This window comes from Kytococcus schroeteri (assembly GCF_002847825.1).
GTDB lineage: Bacteria > Actinomycetota > Actinomycetes > Actinomycetales > Dermatophilaceae > Kytococcus > Kytococcus schroeteri.
Genome location: NZ_PKIZ01000027.1, coordinates 1 through 17,167, shown reverse-complemented (window position 1 = coordinate 17,167; position 17,167 = coordinate 1). Strand labels below are relative to the sequence as shown.

Sequence of the window (17,167 nt, the reverse complement as noted above, 5' to 3'; positions counted from 1 at the left end):
ACCGCCACAACTACCGACTCCGCATGCTCCTCATCGGCGGAGGACTCACCCCATGACCCACGCTCAACTCCGAAGAGCCCGATAACGATTCCCCCAAGACACGTCGACGGCCCACTGCCCCTGCGGAGGATCCACCCCTCGCAGTTGTCGGTCCCGGGTGGCAGGATGACCCGCGACGACGGAACGAGGTGACGGTGATGGGCATCCCCACCCCCCTGAACTGGCCGGTGCTGCGCCAGTTCCGCGAGGGCGACCCGCTGGGTCGCGGACGCGCGGTGACCAGCCGTGCCACGCGCGAGACCAGCAACCGCACCGTCACCGCCGACCGCGTGGCCCAGAGCGTCTGCCCGTACTGCGCGGTGGGTTGCGGCCAGCGTGTCTTCGTCAAGGACGAGAAGGTCGTCCAGATCGAGGGCGACCCGGACAGCCCCATCAGCCGCGGCCGTCTGTGCCCCAAGGGCTCGGCCAGCGAGCAGCTGGTCAACAGCCCCACCCGTGTCACGCAGGTGCTCTACCGGCGCCCCGGCGGCACCGAGTGGGAGGTGCTGGACCGCGACACCGCCATCGACATGGTGGCCGACCGCTTCCTGGAGTCCCGCCGCAACGGCTGGCAGGACCATGACGAGCACGGCCGCCCGCTGCGCCGCACGATGGGGGTCGCGGCCCTCGGCGGCGCCACCCTCGACAACGAGGAGAACTACCTCATCAAGAAGCTGTTCACCGCGGCGGGCGCGGTGCAGATCGAGAACCAGGCGCGTATTTGACACTCCGCCACGGTCCCCAGTCTGGGGTCCTCGTTCGGACGCGGCGGCGCCACGCAGTCGTTGCAGGACATGGCCAACGCCGACTGCATCGTCATCCAGGGCTCGAACATGGCCGAGTGCCACCCGGTGGGTTTCCAGTGGGTCAGTGAGGCCAAGAAGCGCGGTGCGCGGATCATCCACGTCGACCCGCGGTTCACGCGCACCTCGGCGGTGGCCGACACCCACGTGCCCATCCGCGTGGGCACCGACGTGGTGCTGCTGGGTGCCCTCATCAACCACGTGCTGAGCAACGGGCTGTACTTCGAGGAGTACGTCCGGGCGTACACCAACGCCGCCACGCTGGTGCGTGAGGACTTCCGCGACACCGAGGACCTCGACGGCCTGTTCTCCGGCTACGACCCGGAGAAGGGCTCCTACGACACCGCCACCTGGGCCTACGCCTCGCCCGACGACGGCGGCGTGGAGGAGTCCGAGGGCGGCCACGAGCACGGCGGGTCCAAGAGCCAGCGCGCCGAGGGCGAGTCCCACGGCTCGGGTGGTCCCGCGCTGGAGCACGCCAAGGTGATGCGCGACGAGACGATGCAGGACCCGCACTGCGTGCTGCAGGTGCTGCGCCGCCACTACGCGCGCTACACGCCCGAGATGGTGCAGGAGGTCTGCGGCATCCCCCCGGAGCAGTTCGCCGACCTGGCCGATGCCGTGACGTCCAACTCCGGCCGTGAGCGCACCACCTGCTTCGCGTACGCGGTGGGCTGGACCCAGCACAGCCTGGGCGCCCAGTTCATCCGTGCGGCGGCGGTGCTGCAGCTGCTGCTGGGCAACATGGGCCGTCCCGGCGGCGGCATCATGGCGCTGCGTGGGCACGCCAGCATCCAGGGCTCCACGGACATCCCCACGCTGTTCAACCTGCTGCCGGGCTACCTGCCCATGCCCACGGCCGGCAAGCACGACACCCTGGAGGACTACGTCTCCTCCATCTCCTCGCCGCGGCAGAAGGGCTACTGGACCAGCGCCGACGCCTACACCGTCAGCCTGCTCAAGGCCTGGTGGGACGATGCCGCGACGCCGGAGAACGACTTCGCGTTCGACTACCTGCCCCGCATCAACGGCACGCACGGCACCTACCAGACGGTCATGGGCCAGATCGCCGGCGACGTGGAGGGCTACTTCGTGCTGGGGCAGAACCCGGCGGTCGGCTCGGCCAACGGACGCATGCAGCGCGAGGGCCTGGCGAACCTCAAGTGGCTGGTGGTGCGCGACTTCCAGCTCATCGAGTCGGCCACCTTCTGGAAGGACGGCCCGGAGGTCGAGTCCGGGGAGTGGCGTCCGGAGGACATCGACACCGAGGTGTTCTTCATGCCGGCGGCCAACCACGTGGAGAAGGCCGGCACCTTCACGCAGACCCAGCGCCTGCTGCAGTGGCGCCACCAGGCCGTGCAGCCGCCGGGCGACGCGCAGAGCGAGCTGGAGTTCTTCCACGAGCTGGGCGTGCGCATCCGCGAGCGCCTGGCCGACTCCACCGACCCGCGCGACCGGCCGCTGCTGGACCTCACGTGGGACTACCCGCGCGACGAGCACGGCGAGGTGGACGGCGAGGCCGTGCTGCGTGAGGTGAACGGCCGCCACCTGACCGGCGAGAAGGCCGGGCAGATGCTGGACTCGTACACCGAGATGCGGGCCGACGGTTCCACCGACGGCGGCTGCTGGATCTACACCGGTGTCTTCGCCGGTGGGGTGAACCACTCCAAGAACCGGGTGCCCGGCCGGGAGCAGGACGAGACGGCCGCGCAGTGGGGCTGGGCGTGGCCGGCCAACCGCCGCATCCTGTACAACCGCGCCTCGGCCGACCCCGAGGGCAGGCCGTGGAGCGAGCGGAAGAAGCTCGTCTGGTGGGACGCCGAGGCGGGCCGCTGGACGGGTGACGACGTGCCGGACTTCCCGGCCGACAAGGACCCCGCCTACCGCCCGGACCCCGACACGGGGGGCGCGGAGGCGCTGGCCGGCGACGACCCGTTCATCATGCAGGCCGACGGCAAGGGCTGGCTGTACGCACCCAAGGGCATGGTCGACGGCCCGATGCCGGCGCACTACGAGGCGCAGGAGTCGCCCGTGGCCAACGTGGTCTACGGGCAGCAGGCCAGCCCCACCCGGGTGCTCTTCCCGCGGCAGGACAACGTCTTCGCGCCGAGCGCGGGGGCGGCGGGCTCGGAGGTCTACCCCTTCGTGTTCACCACCTACCGCCTCACCGAGCAGCACACGGCTGGTGGCATGAGCCGCTGGCTGCCCTACCTGGCCGAGCTGCAGCCCGAGATGTTCTGCGAGGTCTCCCCGGAGCTCGCCGAGCTGCGTGGGCTGGAGAACGGCGGGTGGGCCACCATCGTGAGCCCGCGTGCCGCCATCGAGGCCCGGGTGCTGGTCACCGAGCGCATGCGCCCGATGCGGGCCGGCGACCAGGTGGTGCACACCGTGGGCCTGCCGTACCACTGGGGCGTCGGTGGCGAGGCCGTGGTGTCCGGTGACGCCGCCAACGACCTGCTGGGCGTGGCGCTGGACCCCAACGTGCACATCCAGGAGAGCAAGGTGGGCTCGTGCGAGGTGCTGCCGGGCCGCCGCCCGCGCGGTGCCGCGCTGGCCGAGCTCGTGGAGGAGCACCGCCGCCGCGCCGGGGCCACGCCGGAGGTGGGCACCGACAACGCCGCGGTGACCACGCGCGCGGAGCTGGCCGAGGAGATGGAGGGAGACCCCCGATGAGCCGTCTGGGCAACCAGCTGGCCGGACCCACCGACCCCGCGGCCGACGCGGGCTGGGAGCCGACCCCGCGCAAGGGCTTCTTCACCGACACGTCCATCTGCATCGGCTGCAAGGCCTGCGAGGTGGCGTGCAAGGAGTGGAACGCGCTGCCCATGGACGACCTGGGCGCCACCGGCAACTCCTACGACAACACCGGCGACCTGGGCGCGAGCACCTGGCGGCACGTGGCGTTCGTGGAGCAGTCCGCCGAGCGCATCGAGACCGCGCGGGAGTCCGGGCGCCGGCTGGTGGACCTCGGCATGCCGTCGGTCGGTGCGCCCGCCGTGCCCGATGGGGGAGCGCCCGCCCCGTCCGGCGGGCCGGTGACCGACCTGCTCGCCGCCCAGCAGGCCCGGGCCGAGGGCACGGTGCCGGACTTCCGGTGGCTCATGTCCTCGGACGTGTGCAAGCACTGCACCCACGCCGGCTGCCTCGACGTGTGCCCCACCGGCGCGCTCTTCCGCAGCGAGTTCGGCACCGTCGTGGTGCAGGCCGACGTGTGCAACGGCTGCGGCTACTGCGTGGGGGCCTGCCCGTTCGGCGTCATCGAGCGGCGCGAGGACGAGACCGGGGGCCGTGGCCACGTGGACGGCGGTGAGGTGCCCCGCATCGGCATCGCCCAGAAGTGCACGCTCTGCTACGACCGCATCGGCCACGACCAGACGCCCGCCTGCGCGCAGACCTGCCCCACCACGTCCATCCAGTTCGGCGACCACGACGAGATGGTGCGCCGCGCCCACGAACGCGTGGACCTGCTGCGCGGCAACGGCTTCCCGGAGGCGCGGCTCTACGGCGCCAACGAGCACGACGGAGTGGGCGGCACCGGGTCGGTGTTCCTGCTGCTCGACGAGCCCGAGGTGTACGGCCTCCCGCCGGACCCCGTGGTGCCCACCGCCCACCTGCCGCAGATGTACCGCACCGCCGTGGGCGCCGCCGCCGGGCTGCTGGGCGCCGTGGCCCTGTCCTTCCTGGGAGGCCGCCGGTGACCACGAGCGAGTTCGACTCCTACTTCCCGGCCGAGTACGCCGGCCCCCGGCGACGCCGCCGTCGGGGCGCCGCGCGCGATCTGGCCGCCCGGGGCACCGACTGGCTCACCGGCCGGGCGCGGGGCCGCGGTGAGCAGCCGGTGGTCCCGGAACCGGAGTTCTCCAGCTACTACGGGCAGGGTGTGGTCAAGGCCGTGCCGTGGCGGCACGAGATCAGCGTCTACCTGTTCACCGGCGGTGTGGCCGGCGGGTCGGGGCTGCTGGCGGTCGGCGCGCACCTGGCCGGTCACGACGCGCTGCGCACCAGCGCGCGCCTGACGGCCCTGGCGGCCGCGGGGGCGAGCGGCGTGGCCCTCATCGCCGACCTGGGGCGGCCCGAGCGCTTCCTCAACATGCTCCGCACGCTCAAGCTCACCTCGCCCATGTCGGTGGGCACGTGGATCTTCAGCGGCTACAGCGCCAGCGCGGGGCTGGCCGCGGCCTGCGAGGTCGACCGCCTGCTCGGCGGCCGCCGCGGTGGGCCGGGCCTGCCGGTGCTGGGGGCGCTGCTCCGCCCGTTCGATGCCGTGGGCACGGCCGGGTTGGCGCTGTTCTCCGCGCCGCTGGCCGCCTACACCGCGGTGCTGCTGAGTGACACGGCCACCCCGGTGTGGTTCGAGAGCCGCCGCCACCTGCCGCAGGTGTTCGTCTCCTCCGCGGCGCTGGCCTCCGGCGGCGTGCAGATGGTGCTGCTGCCCACCGGGGCCGCTGGCCCGGCCCGCCGGCTGGCGGCGCTGGGGGCGCTCGGCGACCTCGTGGCCGTGCACCGCCTCGAGCAGCACCTGGAGCACGAGGGTGTGCTGGAGCCCCTGCACACCGGCCACCCCGGCACGATGATGCGCACCGCCAAGGCCTGCGTCCTCGGTGGCGGCCTGGGAGCTCTCGCGGCCGGCGCCCTGCGTGGCACGCCGGCGGGACGCGTGGTCTCGGTGGCCTCCGGGCTGGCGCTCGCGGCGGCCTCGGCGCTGACCCGTTTCGCCGTCGTGGAGGGCGGTCAGGCCTCGGCCCGCGACCCGCGCTTCACCGTGGAGCCGCAGCGCCGCCGCCTCGCGGCCCGCCGTGCCGCCGGCCAGGTGGGCGACTCCATCGCCACCTGAGGCCGTGCGCGCCCGGCCGGATGCGGTCCGTCAGGTCAGGCCACCTGCACGGTCACGCCCTCACCGAGGGACCCGCTGGCCACCGTCTCGCCGATGACGGGGGCGCCCGGCACCTCGCCCACCACGAGCAGCCCACCGGAGGTCTGCGCGTCGGCCAGCAGCACCAGCTCGTCCTCGCCCACGCCCTCGGCGCGCAGGTGCGGCCGCACCCAGTCCAGGTTGCGGCGCGACCCACCGGGCACGAAGCCCTGGCCCAGCAGCTCGCGGGCGGCCCGGAGCACGGGCACCGCCCCGGCATCGATGCGGGCGGCCACGCCCGAGGCGCGGCACATCTTGTGCAGGTGCCCCAGCAGGCCGAACCCGGTGACGTCCGTGGCGGCGCGCACCCCGGCGTCCACCGCGGCACGGCTCGCGGTGTCGTTGAGGGTGGTCATGAGCTCCACGGCCTCGGGGTGGCGGGTGCCGGTGGCCTTGTGGTGGTTGTTGAGCACGCCCACGCCGAGCGGCTTGGTGAGGCTGATGGGCAGGCCGGGCTCGGCGGCGTCGTTGCGCAGCAGGCGGTCGGGGCCCACGGTGCCGGTGACCGCCATGCCGTAGGTGGGCTCCGGTGCGTCGATGCTGTGCCCCCCGATGACGGGGCAGCCCGCCCGGGTGGCCACCTCCAGGCCGCCGCGGAGCACCTCGGCGAGCAGCTCGGTGGGCAGCAGCTCGCGCGGCCAGGCCACGAGGTTGATGGCCATGACCGGGGTGCCGCCCATGGCGTACACGTCGGAGAGGGCGTTGGCCGCGGCGATGCGGCCCCAGTCGGCGGCGTCGTCCTGGACGGGGGTGAAGAAGTCGGCGGTGGAGACCACGGCCAGGCGGTCGGCCACGCGGACCACGGCGCCGTCGTCGCCGTCGTCGAGGCCCACGAGCACCTCTGCGGTCGAGGCGGGTCCGGCGGTGTGGCCCTGGGGGGCAGGGCCGCCCGGGCCGCTGGCGTCGCCGGGCCCGCCGGGCAGTGCACCCCGCAGTGCGGCCACGGCGTCCTCGAGCTCACCGGGCGGGATCTTGCAGGCACACCCTCCGCCGCGGGCGTACTGGGTCAGGCGGACGACATCGGTCATGGGTCCAGACTAGGAGCGCCCGGGCGCCGCTCCCTCACCCCGGCCCTCGGCAGCCCTCCGCCGGTCGGTGCTCCCGCACCGCGCCGCTTCGCTGACCTACGCTGTGCCACGGAGGCGTCTGGGTTCCTGGTGGGCCCCCCGGTCTTCAACACCGGCGAGGGCGAGTACCTCGTCCTGGCGGGTTCGATTCCCGTCCGCCTCCGCCAACGTCTCCCGTGCCGAGATGCGCACCGGTGCGCATCTCGGCCTGCCACCTGCACCAGATCCGCACCGGTGCCGAACTCGACGGTCGACCTCGGCACCGGTGCGGTTCTCGTCGTGGGCAGCGACCGAGTTCCGCACCGGTGCTGAACCCACCGGCCCACCGACCCACCGCACCACCTGGCCCACGCCGAGGGGTCGATGAAGGGTCACCTCGACAGTCGAGGTGACCCTTCGATGCCTGCGACGAAGGACCGATCGGCCGCCGGCCATCGCCGCCCCCAGCCACTGGCTGAAACCCGCACCGGTGCGCATCTCGACCTGCCGCCTGACTGACGTCCGCACCGGTGCCGTTCTCGACTGTCGAGTTCGGCACCGGTGCGGTTCTGGTGGGCAGTGGGGGCCGAGTTCGGCACCGGTGCGGAAACCGAAGGCCACCCACGCCGCCCCACCCCGCCTGCCGGACACCCGCCGCCTACCCTCGTCCCATGACCGGCGCGCCCCCCGCCCCCGATGCCGCACGCGGCCCCACCCCGGACCCGCGCCGCCGCATCCCCCGCACCGATGCCGCGCTCGCCGACCCGCGCCTCGCCCCGGCCCTGACCCGCCTGGACCGCCGCACCGTCCGCGATGCCGTGACCGCCGCCCAGCAGCGCGCCCGCGCCGGCGAGATCACCCCCGAGCAGGTGGTCGACGCCGCCGCGGCCGCCCTGCCGCAGCACGCCACCAGCCTCACACCCGTGCTCAACGCCACCGGCATCGTGGTGCACACCAACCTCGGCCGCGCCCCGCTCGCCGCGGCCGCCCGCCGCGCGCTCCAGGAGGCCGCCGGCCACGTCGACGTGGAACTCGACCTCGCCACCGGCACCCGCGGCCCGCGCGCCACCGGCCTCCTCGACGCCCTCCGCCGCGCGGTCCCCGCCGCCGGCGACGCCCTCGTGGTCAACAACGGCGCCGCCGCCCTGGTGCTCGCCACCACCGCCCTGGCCGCCGGCCGCGAGGTCGTCGTCAGCCGCGGCGAGCTCGTCGAGATCGGCGACGGCTTCCGCCTCCCGGACCTCATCGCCAGCACCGGCGCCCGCCTCCGTGAGGTCGGCACCACCAACCGCACCCACCTGCGCGACTACGCCGAGGCCGTCACCCCGGACACGGGCTGCATCCTCAAGGTGCACCCGTCCAACTTCCGCGTGGAGGGCTTCACCTCCGGCGTCGATGCCGGCGAGCTCGCCACCCTGGGCGTCCCGGTGGTGCACGACGTCGGCAGCGGCCTGCTCGCCCCCGACCCCGCCCTGCCCACCGAGCCCGACCTCACCACCGCCCTGGCCGCCGGCGCCCACCTCGTGACGGCGAGCGGCGACAAGCTCCTCGGCGGTCCGCAGGCCGGCCTCGTCCTGGGCGATGTCGCGCTCGTCCAGCGCCTGCGTCGTCACCCGTTGGCCCGCGCCCTGCGCATCGACAAGCTCACCGCCGCCGCGCTCGAGGCCACCCTGCGCAGCCCGTCCACCCCCGTGGCCGACGCGCTCCACGCCACGCCGGACGCCCTCGCCGCGCGCACCCGCGCCCTGGCCGCCCAGCTCGGCCTCGAGGTCGTGCCGGTCGAGGGCCGTGTCGGCGGCGGCGGGGCGCCGGGGGTCCCGCTGCCGGGGTGGGCGCTGGTCCTCCCCTCCGATGCCGTGGCGCGCCTCCGCCGTCCTCCGGCGGGCACCGCGACGGTGCTGGCCCGCGTCGAGGGCGGGGTGGGGCTGGTCGACCTGCGCTGCATCGACCCCGCCGACGAGCCCGCCCTGGTCGATGCCGTGCGCGTCGCCCTGGGCGAGCCCGCGCCCGCCCCTGCCCCCGGGCCGACCCCCACGGACCCCACCCGATGAGGCGCGTCCTGGCCACCGCCGGCCATGTGGACCACGGCAAGTCCACCCTCGTGCGGGCCCTCACCGGGCGCGACCCCGACCGCCTCGCCCAGGAGAAGGCGCGCGGCCTCACCATCGAGCTGGGCTTCGCGTGGACCACGCTCCCGTCCGGCACCGAGGTGGCCTTCGTCGACGTCCCCGGCCACCGTCGCTTCATCGGCACCATGCTCAGCGGGCTCGGCCCGGCGCCCGCGGTGGTCTTCGTGGTGGCGGCCGACCAGGGATGGCAGGCGCAGTCCACCGAGCACCTGGCGGCCGTCCGCGCCCTCGGCGTCCGCGACCTGCTCCTCGTGGTCACCCGCTGCGACCTCGCCGAACCCGCCGAGACCCTCGTCACCGCCCGCGCGCACCTGGAGGCGGCGGGGCTCGCGGTCCCGCACGTGTGCGTGGCGGCTCCCACCGGCCAGGGCATGGACGAGCTCCGCGCGGCGCTGGACGCCCTCGCCGCCCGCACCCCCGAGCCGGATCCGGCAGCGCCCGTGCGCCTCTGGGCGGACCGCGCGTTCACGGTCGGCGGCAGTGGCACCGTGGTCACCGGCACCCTCGGCGCGGGCACGCTGGCCGTCGGCGACGAGCTCGACCTCCTCGACGCCCACGGCGCCCCCACCCGCGTGGCCGTCCGCGGCCTCCAGAGCCAGGACGCGCCGCTCGAGCAGGTGGGCCCGGTCTCGCGGGTGGCGGTCAACCTCCGCCGCACCGCGGTCGATGCCGTGGGGCGCGGCGCCGTGCTCCTCACCCCCGGCGCGTGGGAGAGCTCCGCCGTGGTCGACCTCGCGCTGGCCCCGGTCGATGACACGGGCGCCCCGCCGCAGCAGGCCACGCTCCACGTGGGCTCGGCCGACGTCGAGGCGCACGTGCGGCCACTCGGCGGGCACCACGTACGCCTCACCCTCGCGGCGCCCCTGCCGTGGCGGGTGGGCGACCGCGCCATCCTCCGTGACCCGGGCAGCCGGCGCGTCTGGTCGGCCACCGTCCGCGAGGTGGACCCGCTCCCGCTGCGCCGCCGGGGCGCGGCCGCCGCCCGGGCCGCCGCGCTGGAGGCCGCCGGGGGAGACCCGGCCGCGCTGCGCCGCCTCCGCCTGGCCGACCGCCGGGTGCAGGACGTCGCCCTGCTGGAGCGCCTCGGCCTCGCCCCCGCGTCCGAGGACGTCGCCACCCCCACCGAGGTCCGTCACGGCGACGTGGTGGTCGACCCCGCCGCCTGGTCCGCCTGGCGCACCGCCCTGTCCGATGCGGTGGCCGCCCACCACCGCACCCAGCCGCTGAGCGCCGGCGTGCCGCTCGCCGAGGCCGCCCACGCCATCGGCCTGCCGGCCCAGCACGCCACCCTGGTGCCCGAGCTGGCGCGCCAGGTCGGCCTCGCGGTCGACGACGGCCGCGTCCACGACCCCGCTGCCGCCGGCCTGGGCCCGGCCGAGGCGGCCGTCACCCAGGTGGAGGCCTGGCTGCGCGAGGACCCCTTCGCCGCGCCCGAGGCCCGCGAGCTCGACGACCTCGGTCTCGGCGCCCGGGAGCTCGCGGCCGCCGCACGCGCTGGCCGCCTGCTGCGCCTGCCGGGGGAGGTCGTCCTCCTCCCGGACGCCCCCGCCCGCGCGATGCGGGAGCTCGCCGCCCTCCCGCAGCCGTTCACCCTCAGTGTGGCCCGGCAGGCGCTCGGCACCACGCGGCGGGTGGCGGTCCCGCTGCTGGAGCACCTCGACGGCCGAGGCTGGACCCGCCGGGTGGACGGCCAGCAGCGCGAGGTCGTCCGCTGACGGGCCGCGCTAGTCGCCTCCCGACGCCCCTCGTCCCACCCGCTGCCTGTCCCACATCTGGGACACCTCGCCCCGCCCCCACCTGCCGCCCCGGCGCGACGGCTGGTGGAATGGCCGCACCAGCGCCGGGGTGCACCCACCACCGGCCACCGGGCCTCGCCCGGCCGACCGAGTCGAAGGAGACACCCATGGAAGGCGCCCGCCCCGTCCGCGCCCCGCGCGGCACCGAGCTGACCTGCAAGAGCTGGCAGACCGAGGCCCCGCTGCGCATGCTCATGAACAACCTCGACCCGGAGGTCGCCGAGCGCCCGGACGACCTCGTGGTCTACGGCGGCACCGGCCGCGCGGCCCGCTCCTGGGAGGCCTTCGACGCCATCGTGGCCAGCCTCAAGGAGCTCGAGGACGACGAGACCCTCCTCGTGCAGTCCGGCAAGCCGGTCGGCGTCATCCGCACCAACGTGTGGGCCCCCCGCGTGCTCATCGCCAACTCCAACCTCGTGGGCGACTGGGCCACCTGGGAGCACTTCCGCAAGCTCGAGGCCGAGGGCCTCATGATGTACGGCCAGATGACGGCCGGCTCGTGGATCTACATCGCCACCCAGGGCATCCTCCAGGGCACCTACGAGACCTTCGCCGCGGTGGCCACCAAGCGCTTCGGTGGCACCCTCGCCGGTACCATCACCCTCACCGGTGGATGCGGTGGCATGGGTGGCGCGCAGCCGCTGGCCGTCACCCTCAACGACGGCGTGTGCCTCATCGTGGACGTGGACCGTACCCGCCTGGAGCGCCGCGTGGGCAAGCGCTACCTGCACGAGATCGCCGACGACCTGGACGACGCCATCGCCCGGGCCAACAAGGCCAAGGAGGAGAAGCGCGGCCTGTCCATCGGCATCGTCGGCAACGCGGCCGAGGTGTTCCCGGCCCTGCTCGAGCGCCACAAGGCCGGCGACCTGCAGATCGACGTCGTCACCGACCAGACCTCCGCCCACGACCCGCTGAGCTACCTGCCGGTCGAGTTCACGATGGAGAACTGGCACGCCGAGGCGGAGAAGGACCCGGAGGGCTTCACCAAGAAGGCCCAGTCCGCCATGGCCGCCCACGTCAAGGCGATGGTGGAGTTCCAGGACGCGGGCGCCGAGGTGTTCGACTACGGCAACTCCATCCGCGACGAGGCGCGCAAGGCCGGGTACGACCGGGCGTTCGAGTTCCCCGGCTTCGTGCCGGCCTACATCCGCCCGCTGTTCTGCGAGGGGCTCGGCCCGTTCCGCTGGGTGGCGCTCTCGGGCGACCCGGAGGACATCAAGGTGACCGACCAGGCCCTCAAGGAGCTCTTCCCCGAGGACGAGAAGCTCCACAAGTGGCTGGACGCCGCCGACGAGTTCGTGGAGTTCGAGGGGCTGCCGGCGCGCATCTGCTGGCTGGGCTACGGCGAGCGCCACAAGGCGGGGATGCTGTTCAACCAGCTGGTGCGTGAGGGCAAGGTGTCGGCGCCGATCGTCATCGGCCGGGATCACCTGGACTCGGGCTCGGTGGCCAGCCCGTACCGGGAGACCGAGGCGATGAAGGACGGCACGGACGCGGTGGCCGACTGGCCGCTGCTCAACGCGCTGACCTCCGCGAGCTCGGGTGCGTCGTGGACGTCGATCCACCATGGTGGTGGGGTGGGCATCGGGCGGTCGATCCATGCGGGGCAGGTGGGTCTGGCCGACGGCACCGAGCTGGCCGCGGCCAAGCTCGAGGCGCTGCTGACGAACGACCCGGGCATGGGTGTGTTGCGCCACGTGGACGCGGGGTACGAGCGGGCCATCGAGGTGGCCGACGAGCGGGGCGTGCGCGTGCCGATGATGGACGCCGCCCGCCGCAAGGCCCGGGCGTTCGAGGACCCGGTGGCCGAGGACTGATCCGGACTGTCCCGGGCCTGCGTGCCCGCATGCGCATCGGTCCGTATCTCGACTGGCGAGATGCGGACCGATGCGCGTCTCGGGGGTTCCGCCGGTGCGGGTGGCTCGATCAGGTGGTGGTGGGGCGCAGGAGGTCGGGGCAGCAGCCGGGGTCGGGCCAGTCGGCGAAGTCGACGCCCATGCGCTGTCGCCATGCCTCGGCCTGGTTGTCGCACTCCTCGGTGTCCCAGACGGGGTGGGGGTGGCGGCCGACTTCTTCGAGGCGGACCGTGATGTCGGCCGCGGTGAGGGCGTCGGCGACGCGTTGGGTGACGATCATGTTGATCGTGTCGCCGGGGTGGTAGAAGTCGCTGCCGTCCCGGCCGTCGGGGGTGGGGTCGGTGCAGTAGGACTCGAGGGTCCACACGGCAGGGAGTTTCACGGTCCTCACGTGTTCGTCATGGAAGGTCTCGGAGTAGGTCGGTGAGGTTCCGGTGATCTCCAGTGCCCACCATGCTCCGGGTTTGAGGGCCTGCATCTTGTCCGAGGGTGGGGGGAGCTCGTGGAAGCGGACGCCGGTTGCTCCCACGGCCTCGATGGTGTCCTTGAAGGAGTCGTGGACGACGGTGCCGATGATGTCCAGCGGGATGCCGAGTTCGTGCAGTCCGTTGGCGTTGGTGAGGTCGCCCTTGAGGGTCCGTCGGTCGGTGGTCTCGAGGTGGCCGTTGCGGTACACCAGCCCGTTTCCCATGTACTTGTCCTGCAGGAAAAAGTGCGGTTCGGTGCTCGCCTGCCGAGTCGTCGAGCCGGGCGACTGGCGCCGACGTTGCGGCTGCCAGGGCGTTGCGCGGGACACCGTGACCAGGTAACTGGCGCACGAGCCGTGTGGATGGCGCCCGACCACGCTGCTGCTCACCGTGCGCCGGTACCGGTGCACCGAGTGCGGCCACGTATGGCGTCAGGACACCACCGCCGCTGCCGAGCCGCGGGCGAAGATCTCCCGCGGTGGGCTGCGCTGGGCGTTGCTCGCGCTGGTCGTGCAGCACCTGACCATCGCTCGGGTCGCCGAGGCGTTGGCGGTGGTGTGGGACACCGCCAACGACGCCGTCCTGGCCGAGGGCCGGCGCGTCCTGATCGGTGACCCGGCCCGGTTCGAGGGGGTGAAGGTGTTCGGGGTCGACGAGCACGTGTGGCGGCACACCAGGAAGGGCGACACGTACGTCACCGTCATCATCGACCTCACCCCGGTCCGGGACGGTACGGGGCCCTCCCGCCTGCTGGACGTGGTCGAGGGCCGCAGCAAGAAGGCGTCCAAAGACTGGCTCGCGCAGCGGGACCAGGCCTGGTGCGACGGGATCGAGGTCGTCGCCATGGACGGGTTCGCCGGGTTCAAGACCGCCACCACCGAGGAACTGTCGGACGCGGTCACTGTCATGGACCCGTTCCACGTCATCCGGTTGGCTGGCGACGCCCTGGATGAGTGCCGCCGCATTCAGCAGGAGGTGCACGGGCACCGCGGCCGCAAGGACGACCCGCTCTACTCGGCGCGCCGGACCCTGCACACCGGCGCCGACCTGCTCGCCGACCGCCAGGACGAGCGCCTCGACAAGCTGTTCACCGGGGACCGGCACGTCCAGATCAAGTGCACCTGGGTCATCTACCAGCGCATGATCTCCGCCTACCGAGACCCCAACCGGGTCGCCGGCCGCGTCGAGATGAGCTCGGTGATCGATGCCCCCGCCGACGGGGTGCCCCGACCGCTGGTCGAGCTGCGCAAGCTCGGCCGCACCCTGGCCAGACGCGTCTGTGATGTCCTGGCCTACTTCGAGCGACCCCGCACCAGCAACGGACCTACCGAGGCCGTGAATGGACGACTTGAGCATCTTCGCGGGCTGGCCCTCGGGTTCGGCAACCTCACCCACTACATCGCCCGAGCACTCCTCGAAGCTGGCGGATTCAGGCCCCGACTACACCCTCGTTTGCGAAGAGCCTGGAACCCATGCGGATTTAAACAAGACCTCAAAATATTTTACTTGCGAGGCGCACTCTGGAACAAGTGCCCATGAGGCGAATAGGGGTCAATCGATGCCCAGAGCACCCTTGTCCCACTGAAGTAGTTCAGTATGGTCGCAGTTATTGCACCTACCTTGAACGAGACGGGGCCGGTGGCACATCACTGTTGATCCTATCGCCCGGGGTTGATGGCTCTTCCGATCTGAGGGTGTAGCAGTGGTGGTGTGACACCCAATCCAGAATGGGCGGAACCCGGGCGAGGTGATCGGCTGGAGTCCGCCAATATGCTTCTTCCGCAGCGCGTTCGACAGGGGCGCGGCGGTGTGCTAACTTCCCTACATGAATATCGTGAACTCAATTGCAGAAAGTCTTGCCGGCGCCGTACTCATCACGGGCTCAACATTCGCTTCGGCCGATGAGGGATCTGGGGCGACCTCGCCCACTGTCGCTGCCGATCAAGCCTATCAGGCGGAGATTGAAGGTGTCGAGGAAAATGAGCAGTCCGCGGATGAATCACTTACTGGGGATGATATCGCTTCCCTCGCCGCACAGGGAGAGGTTGTATAGTTTGCCGTGATGGGAAAGGAACTCGGGGGAGTTGGCAGTGAAGTCCCCGTGTCCCTTGAATCCAGTGTTGCTGCCCTAGATTCCGCCTCTGAGGTCGATGCAAATGATCTCACCCAAGGTGCAAGGGAACTAGAGTCGCTCGCTCTCCCGGCGCCAGATGGCCGCTATAATACGGTGTCCCACTGGAAGGACAGGGAGGGTCGGGGGGTGCATCTGCGCAAAGGCTATTACGAGCCGGCCACGGCTTTCACTAAGGAGCGAGGCTTTGGGCATATCAAGATGTACCGCAAGCACAACGTGACCAAGACTGCCGCTTATGCGTCTACCAGGATGTACACGTCAACCATCAAGAAGGACGAAAAGCGCGAATGTCTAGCCCCAGTGAATTACGTTACATGCAGTGGCCGATGGATCTTTCGCACCTGCAAGGTGACCGCAAGAACTGTCCTTGTGACTATCCATGATGGGCGCACGCTCCGTGACGGGAAGTCCTTTGGGATCGTCACATCGTATTGCACGGGGTACATCCGTTGCCCTGATTGGGTAAAGCGTGCTGCGAACATCTGACCTGTCTGGCATGAGTGGCGGAGGGAAGATATGCCTCGGACTTTGACAGTGGACCAAGTGCGTGAGGGACTGCCGGTCCTCTGTCGCGAAGACACAGTTGAACCAGTTCTCTATGGGTTGGTACGCATCCTCTATGGCCATCCGGGGCGGGTCCTGCTGGGTGCTGGACCCGATCACGTAATGGTCGAATGGCTCGGGGCAGACCAAGAGTGGGGTTTGGACTGCGTGGGTTATGGTCGGATCGGCCCCAGGTTGGACACTTATGGTTTGAACGTCCCCGAGTCGGACAAGGAGTGGCAGGAAGCGGTAGCAAGAAGCCGTTCTACCCTCATCTATACATCTTGTGCAGACTGATCTCTCTGGTAACGGGGCTGTGTCAAGGCCTTGAAGGCAACGGTTTCATAACGGTCTCTTTGCAGGAGTTCGTGGAGTTCGAGGGGCTGCCGGCGCGCATCTGCTGGCTGGGCTACGGCGAGCGCCACAAGGCCGGCATGCTGTTCAACCAGCTGGTGCGTGAGGGCAAGGTGTCGGCGCCGATCGTCATCGGTCGCGACCACCTGGACTCGGGTTCGGTGGCCTCCCCGTACCGGGAGACCGAGTCGATGAAGGACGGCACGGACGCGGTGGCCGACTGGCCGCTGCTGAACGCCATGACCTCGGTGTCCTCGGGTGCGTCGTGGACGTCCATCCACCACGGCGGTGGCGTCGGCATCGGTCGTTCCATCCACGCCGGTCAGGTGGGTCTGGCCGACGGCACCGAGCTGGCCGCGGCCAAGCTCGAGGCGCTGCTGACGAACGACCCGGCCATGGGTGTGTTCCGCCACGTCGACGCGGGCTACGAGCGCGCCATCGAGGTGGCCGAGGAGCGTGGCGCCCGTGTCCCGATGATGGACGCGGCGCGCGCCACCGCGGCGAAGTACAGCGACACGGTCGCCGAGGACTGACGGCTGCGCCAGGGGTGAGCTGAACCCAGCACGACGGGCCACCCGGGAGCCTCCCGGGTGGCCCGTCGGCGTCTCCGCCCCCTCGTGTCCCGCCGCGGTCCACAGGGAGTGCGGTCCGCTCGGTGTGGCCGTTTTGCGTCTGGCGTGGAGTGTGTGTATTGTTCCTCCTCGTTGCCCAGCCGGGTGGCCCGCTCCGGGAGACTGGAGAGTGTGGGTCCGGGGTCTGGGTGGCGGCAACCTCTTCTTCTCAGGTCTGGTGATCTGGTCTGTCCTTTGCGGGGCGGGTTGGTGAGCGGGTCTGGGATGGTGTAGGGTTGTGGATCGCCCCTGAACGAGATCGTGCTGTGTGTGCGGTGGGTGTTGGGGAGTGTTTGGTCCTTGAGAACTCAACAGTGTGTCATGAATCGATGCCAAATTATTTTGTTGTATCCCTTGCGCATCCATGGCGTGGCTGGCCTTTGTGGTTGGTCGTTCGTGGGTGTGTTTGGTTGATTTCTTTGGCGATGAAGTTTGAGTCCAGCGACTCATTCTGACTCTGCCAGTATTGAATTT

At 71.6% G+C, this 17,167-nt stretch carries 9 protein-coding genes, 1 tRNA gene and 2 pseudogenes; 10 read left to right on the top strand and 2 right to left on the bottom strand.

Annotated elements, in window-relative coordinates:
- Nucleotides 1-197 precede the first annotated feature (197 nt).
- From fdh to nrfD, 3 genes are read left to right on the top strand one after another with little or no spacing between them, the layout of a single operon-like run.
- Entirely contained in the window at nucleotides 198-3,515 is a 3,318-nt protein-coding gene (gene fdh / locus CYJ76_RS10915) for a formate dehydrogenase (protein ID WP_180802290.1), read from the top strand.
- Complete coding sequence (locus CYJ76_RS10910) at nucleotides 3,512-4,540, top strand: 4Fe-4S dicluster domain-containing protein (protein WP_101850097.1); 1,029 nt, start codon at nucleotides 3,512-3,514, stop codon at nucleotides 4,538-4,540. The genes fdh and CYJ76_RS10910 overlap by 4 nt, the downstream gene beginning before the upstream one ends.
- Nucleotides 4,537-5,676: an NrfD/PsrC family molybdoenzyme membrane anchor subunit gene (nrfD, locus tag CYJ76_RS10905; RefSeq protein ID WP_101850096.1), complete on the top strand. Its 1,140-nt coding sequence runs from the start codon at nucleotides 4,537-4,539 to the stop codon at nucleotides 5,674-5,676. The genes CYJ76_RS10910 and nrfD overlap by 4 nt, the downstream gene beginning before the upstream one ends.
- Before the next feature lie 35 nt (nucleotides 5,677-5,711).
- On the opposite strand, the gene selD is transcribed toward nrfD, so the two are convergent.
- Nucleotides 5,712-6,782, bottom strand: coding sequence for a selenide, water dikinase SelD (gene selD, locus CYJ76_RS10900; protein WP_070705493.1), 1,071 nt, complete (start codon nucleotides 6,780-6,782; stop codon nucleotides 5,712-5,714).
- 110 nt (nucleotides 6,783-6,892) lie between these two features.
- On the opposite strand from selD, the gene CYJ76_RS10895 reads away from it, so the two are divergent.
- The 4 genes from CYJ76_RS10895 to hutU all read left to right on the top strand — a co-directional run bounded on the left by CYJ76_RS10895 (nucleotide 6,893) and on the right by hutU (nucleotide 12,545).
- Nucleotides 6,893-6,988, top strand: a tRNA-Sec gene (locus CYJ76_RS10895).
- A 483-nt stretch (nucleotides 6,989-7,471) separates the two neighbouring features.
- The gene (gene selA / locus CYJ76_RS10890) at nucleotides 7,472-8,851 is read left to right on the top strand and encodes an L-seryl-tRNA(Sec) selenium transferase (RefSeq protein ID WP_101850095.1); all 1,380 of its coding nucleotides are present in this window, start codon (nucleotides 7,472-7,474) and stop codon (nucleotides 8,849-8,851) included.
- Nucleotides 8,848-10,644, top strand: coding sequence for a selenocysteine-specific translation elongation factor (locus CYJ76_RS10885; RefSeq protein WP_101850094.1), 1,797 nt, complete (start codon nucleotides 8,848-8,850; stop codon nucleotides 10,642-10,644). The genes selA and CYJ76_RS10885 overlap by 4 nt, the downstream gene beginning before the upstream one ends.
- Nucleotides 10,645-10,832: 188 nt before the next feature.
- Nucleotides 10,833-12,545 (top strand): urocanate hydratase, encoded by a 1,713-nt coding sequence (hutU, locus tag CYJ76_RS10880; RefSeq protein WP_101850093.1) that lies wholly within the window; start codon nucleotides 10,833-10,835, stop codon nucleotides 12,543-12,545.
- A 109-nt stretch (nucleotides 12,546-12,654) separates the two neighbouring features.
- Here the strand turns inward: hutU and CYJ76_RS10875 are convergent, their stop codons facing one another.
- Nucleotides 12,655-13,275: a hypothetical protein gene (locus CYJ76_RS10875; protein ID WP_101850092.1), complete on the bottom strand. Its 621-nt coding sequence runs from the start codon at nucleotides 13,273-13,275 to the stop codon at nucleotides 12,655-12,657.
- A 28-nt stretch (nucleotides 13,276-13,303) separates the two neighbouring features.
- On the opposite strand from CYJ76_RS10875, the pseudogene CYJ76_RS10870 reads away from it, so the two are divergent.
- The 3 genes and pseudogenes from CYJ76_RS10870 to CYJ76_RS10865 all read left to right on the top strand — a co-directional run.
- Nucleotides 13,304-14,503 (top strand): annotated as a pseudogene (locus tag CYJ76_RS10870) (ISL3 family transposase); the annotation flags it as partial.
- A gap of 373 nt (nucleotides 14,504-14,876) precedes the next feature.
- The gene (locus CYJ76_RS12265; RefSeq protein ID WP_141494902.1) at nucleotides 14,877-15,104 is read left to right on the top strand and encodes a hypothetical protein; all 228 of its coding nucleotides are present in this window, start codon (nucleotides 14,877-14,879) and stop codon (nucleotides 15,102-15,104) included.
- Nucleotides 15,105-16,090: 986 nt separating this feature from the next.
- A pseudogene (locus CYJ76_RS10865) lies at nucleotides 16,091-16,615 on the top strand (urocanate hydratase); the annotation flags it as partial.
- Nucleotides 16,616-17,167: the final 552 nt, after the last annotated feature.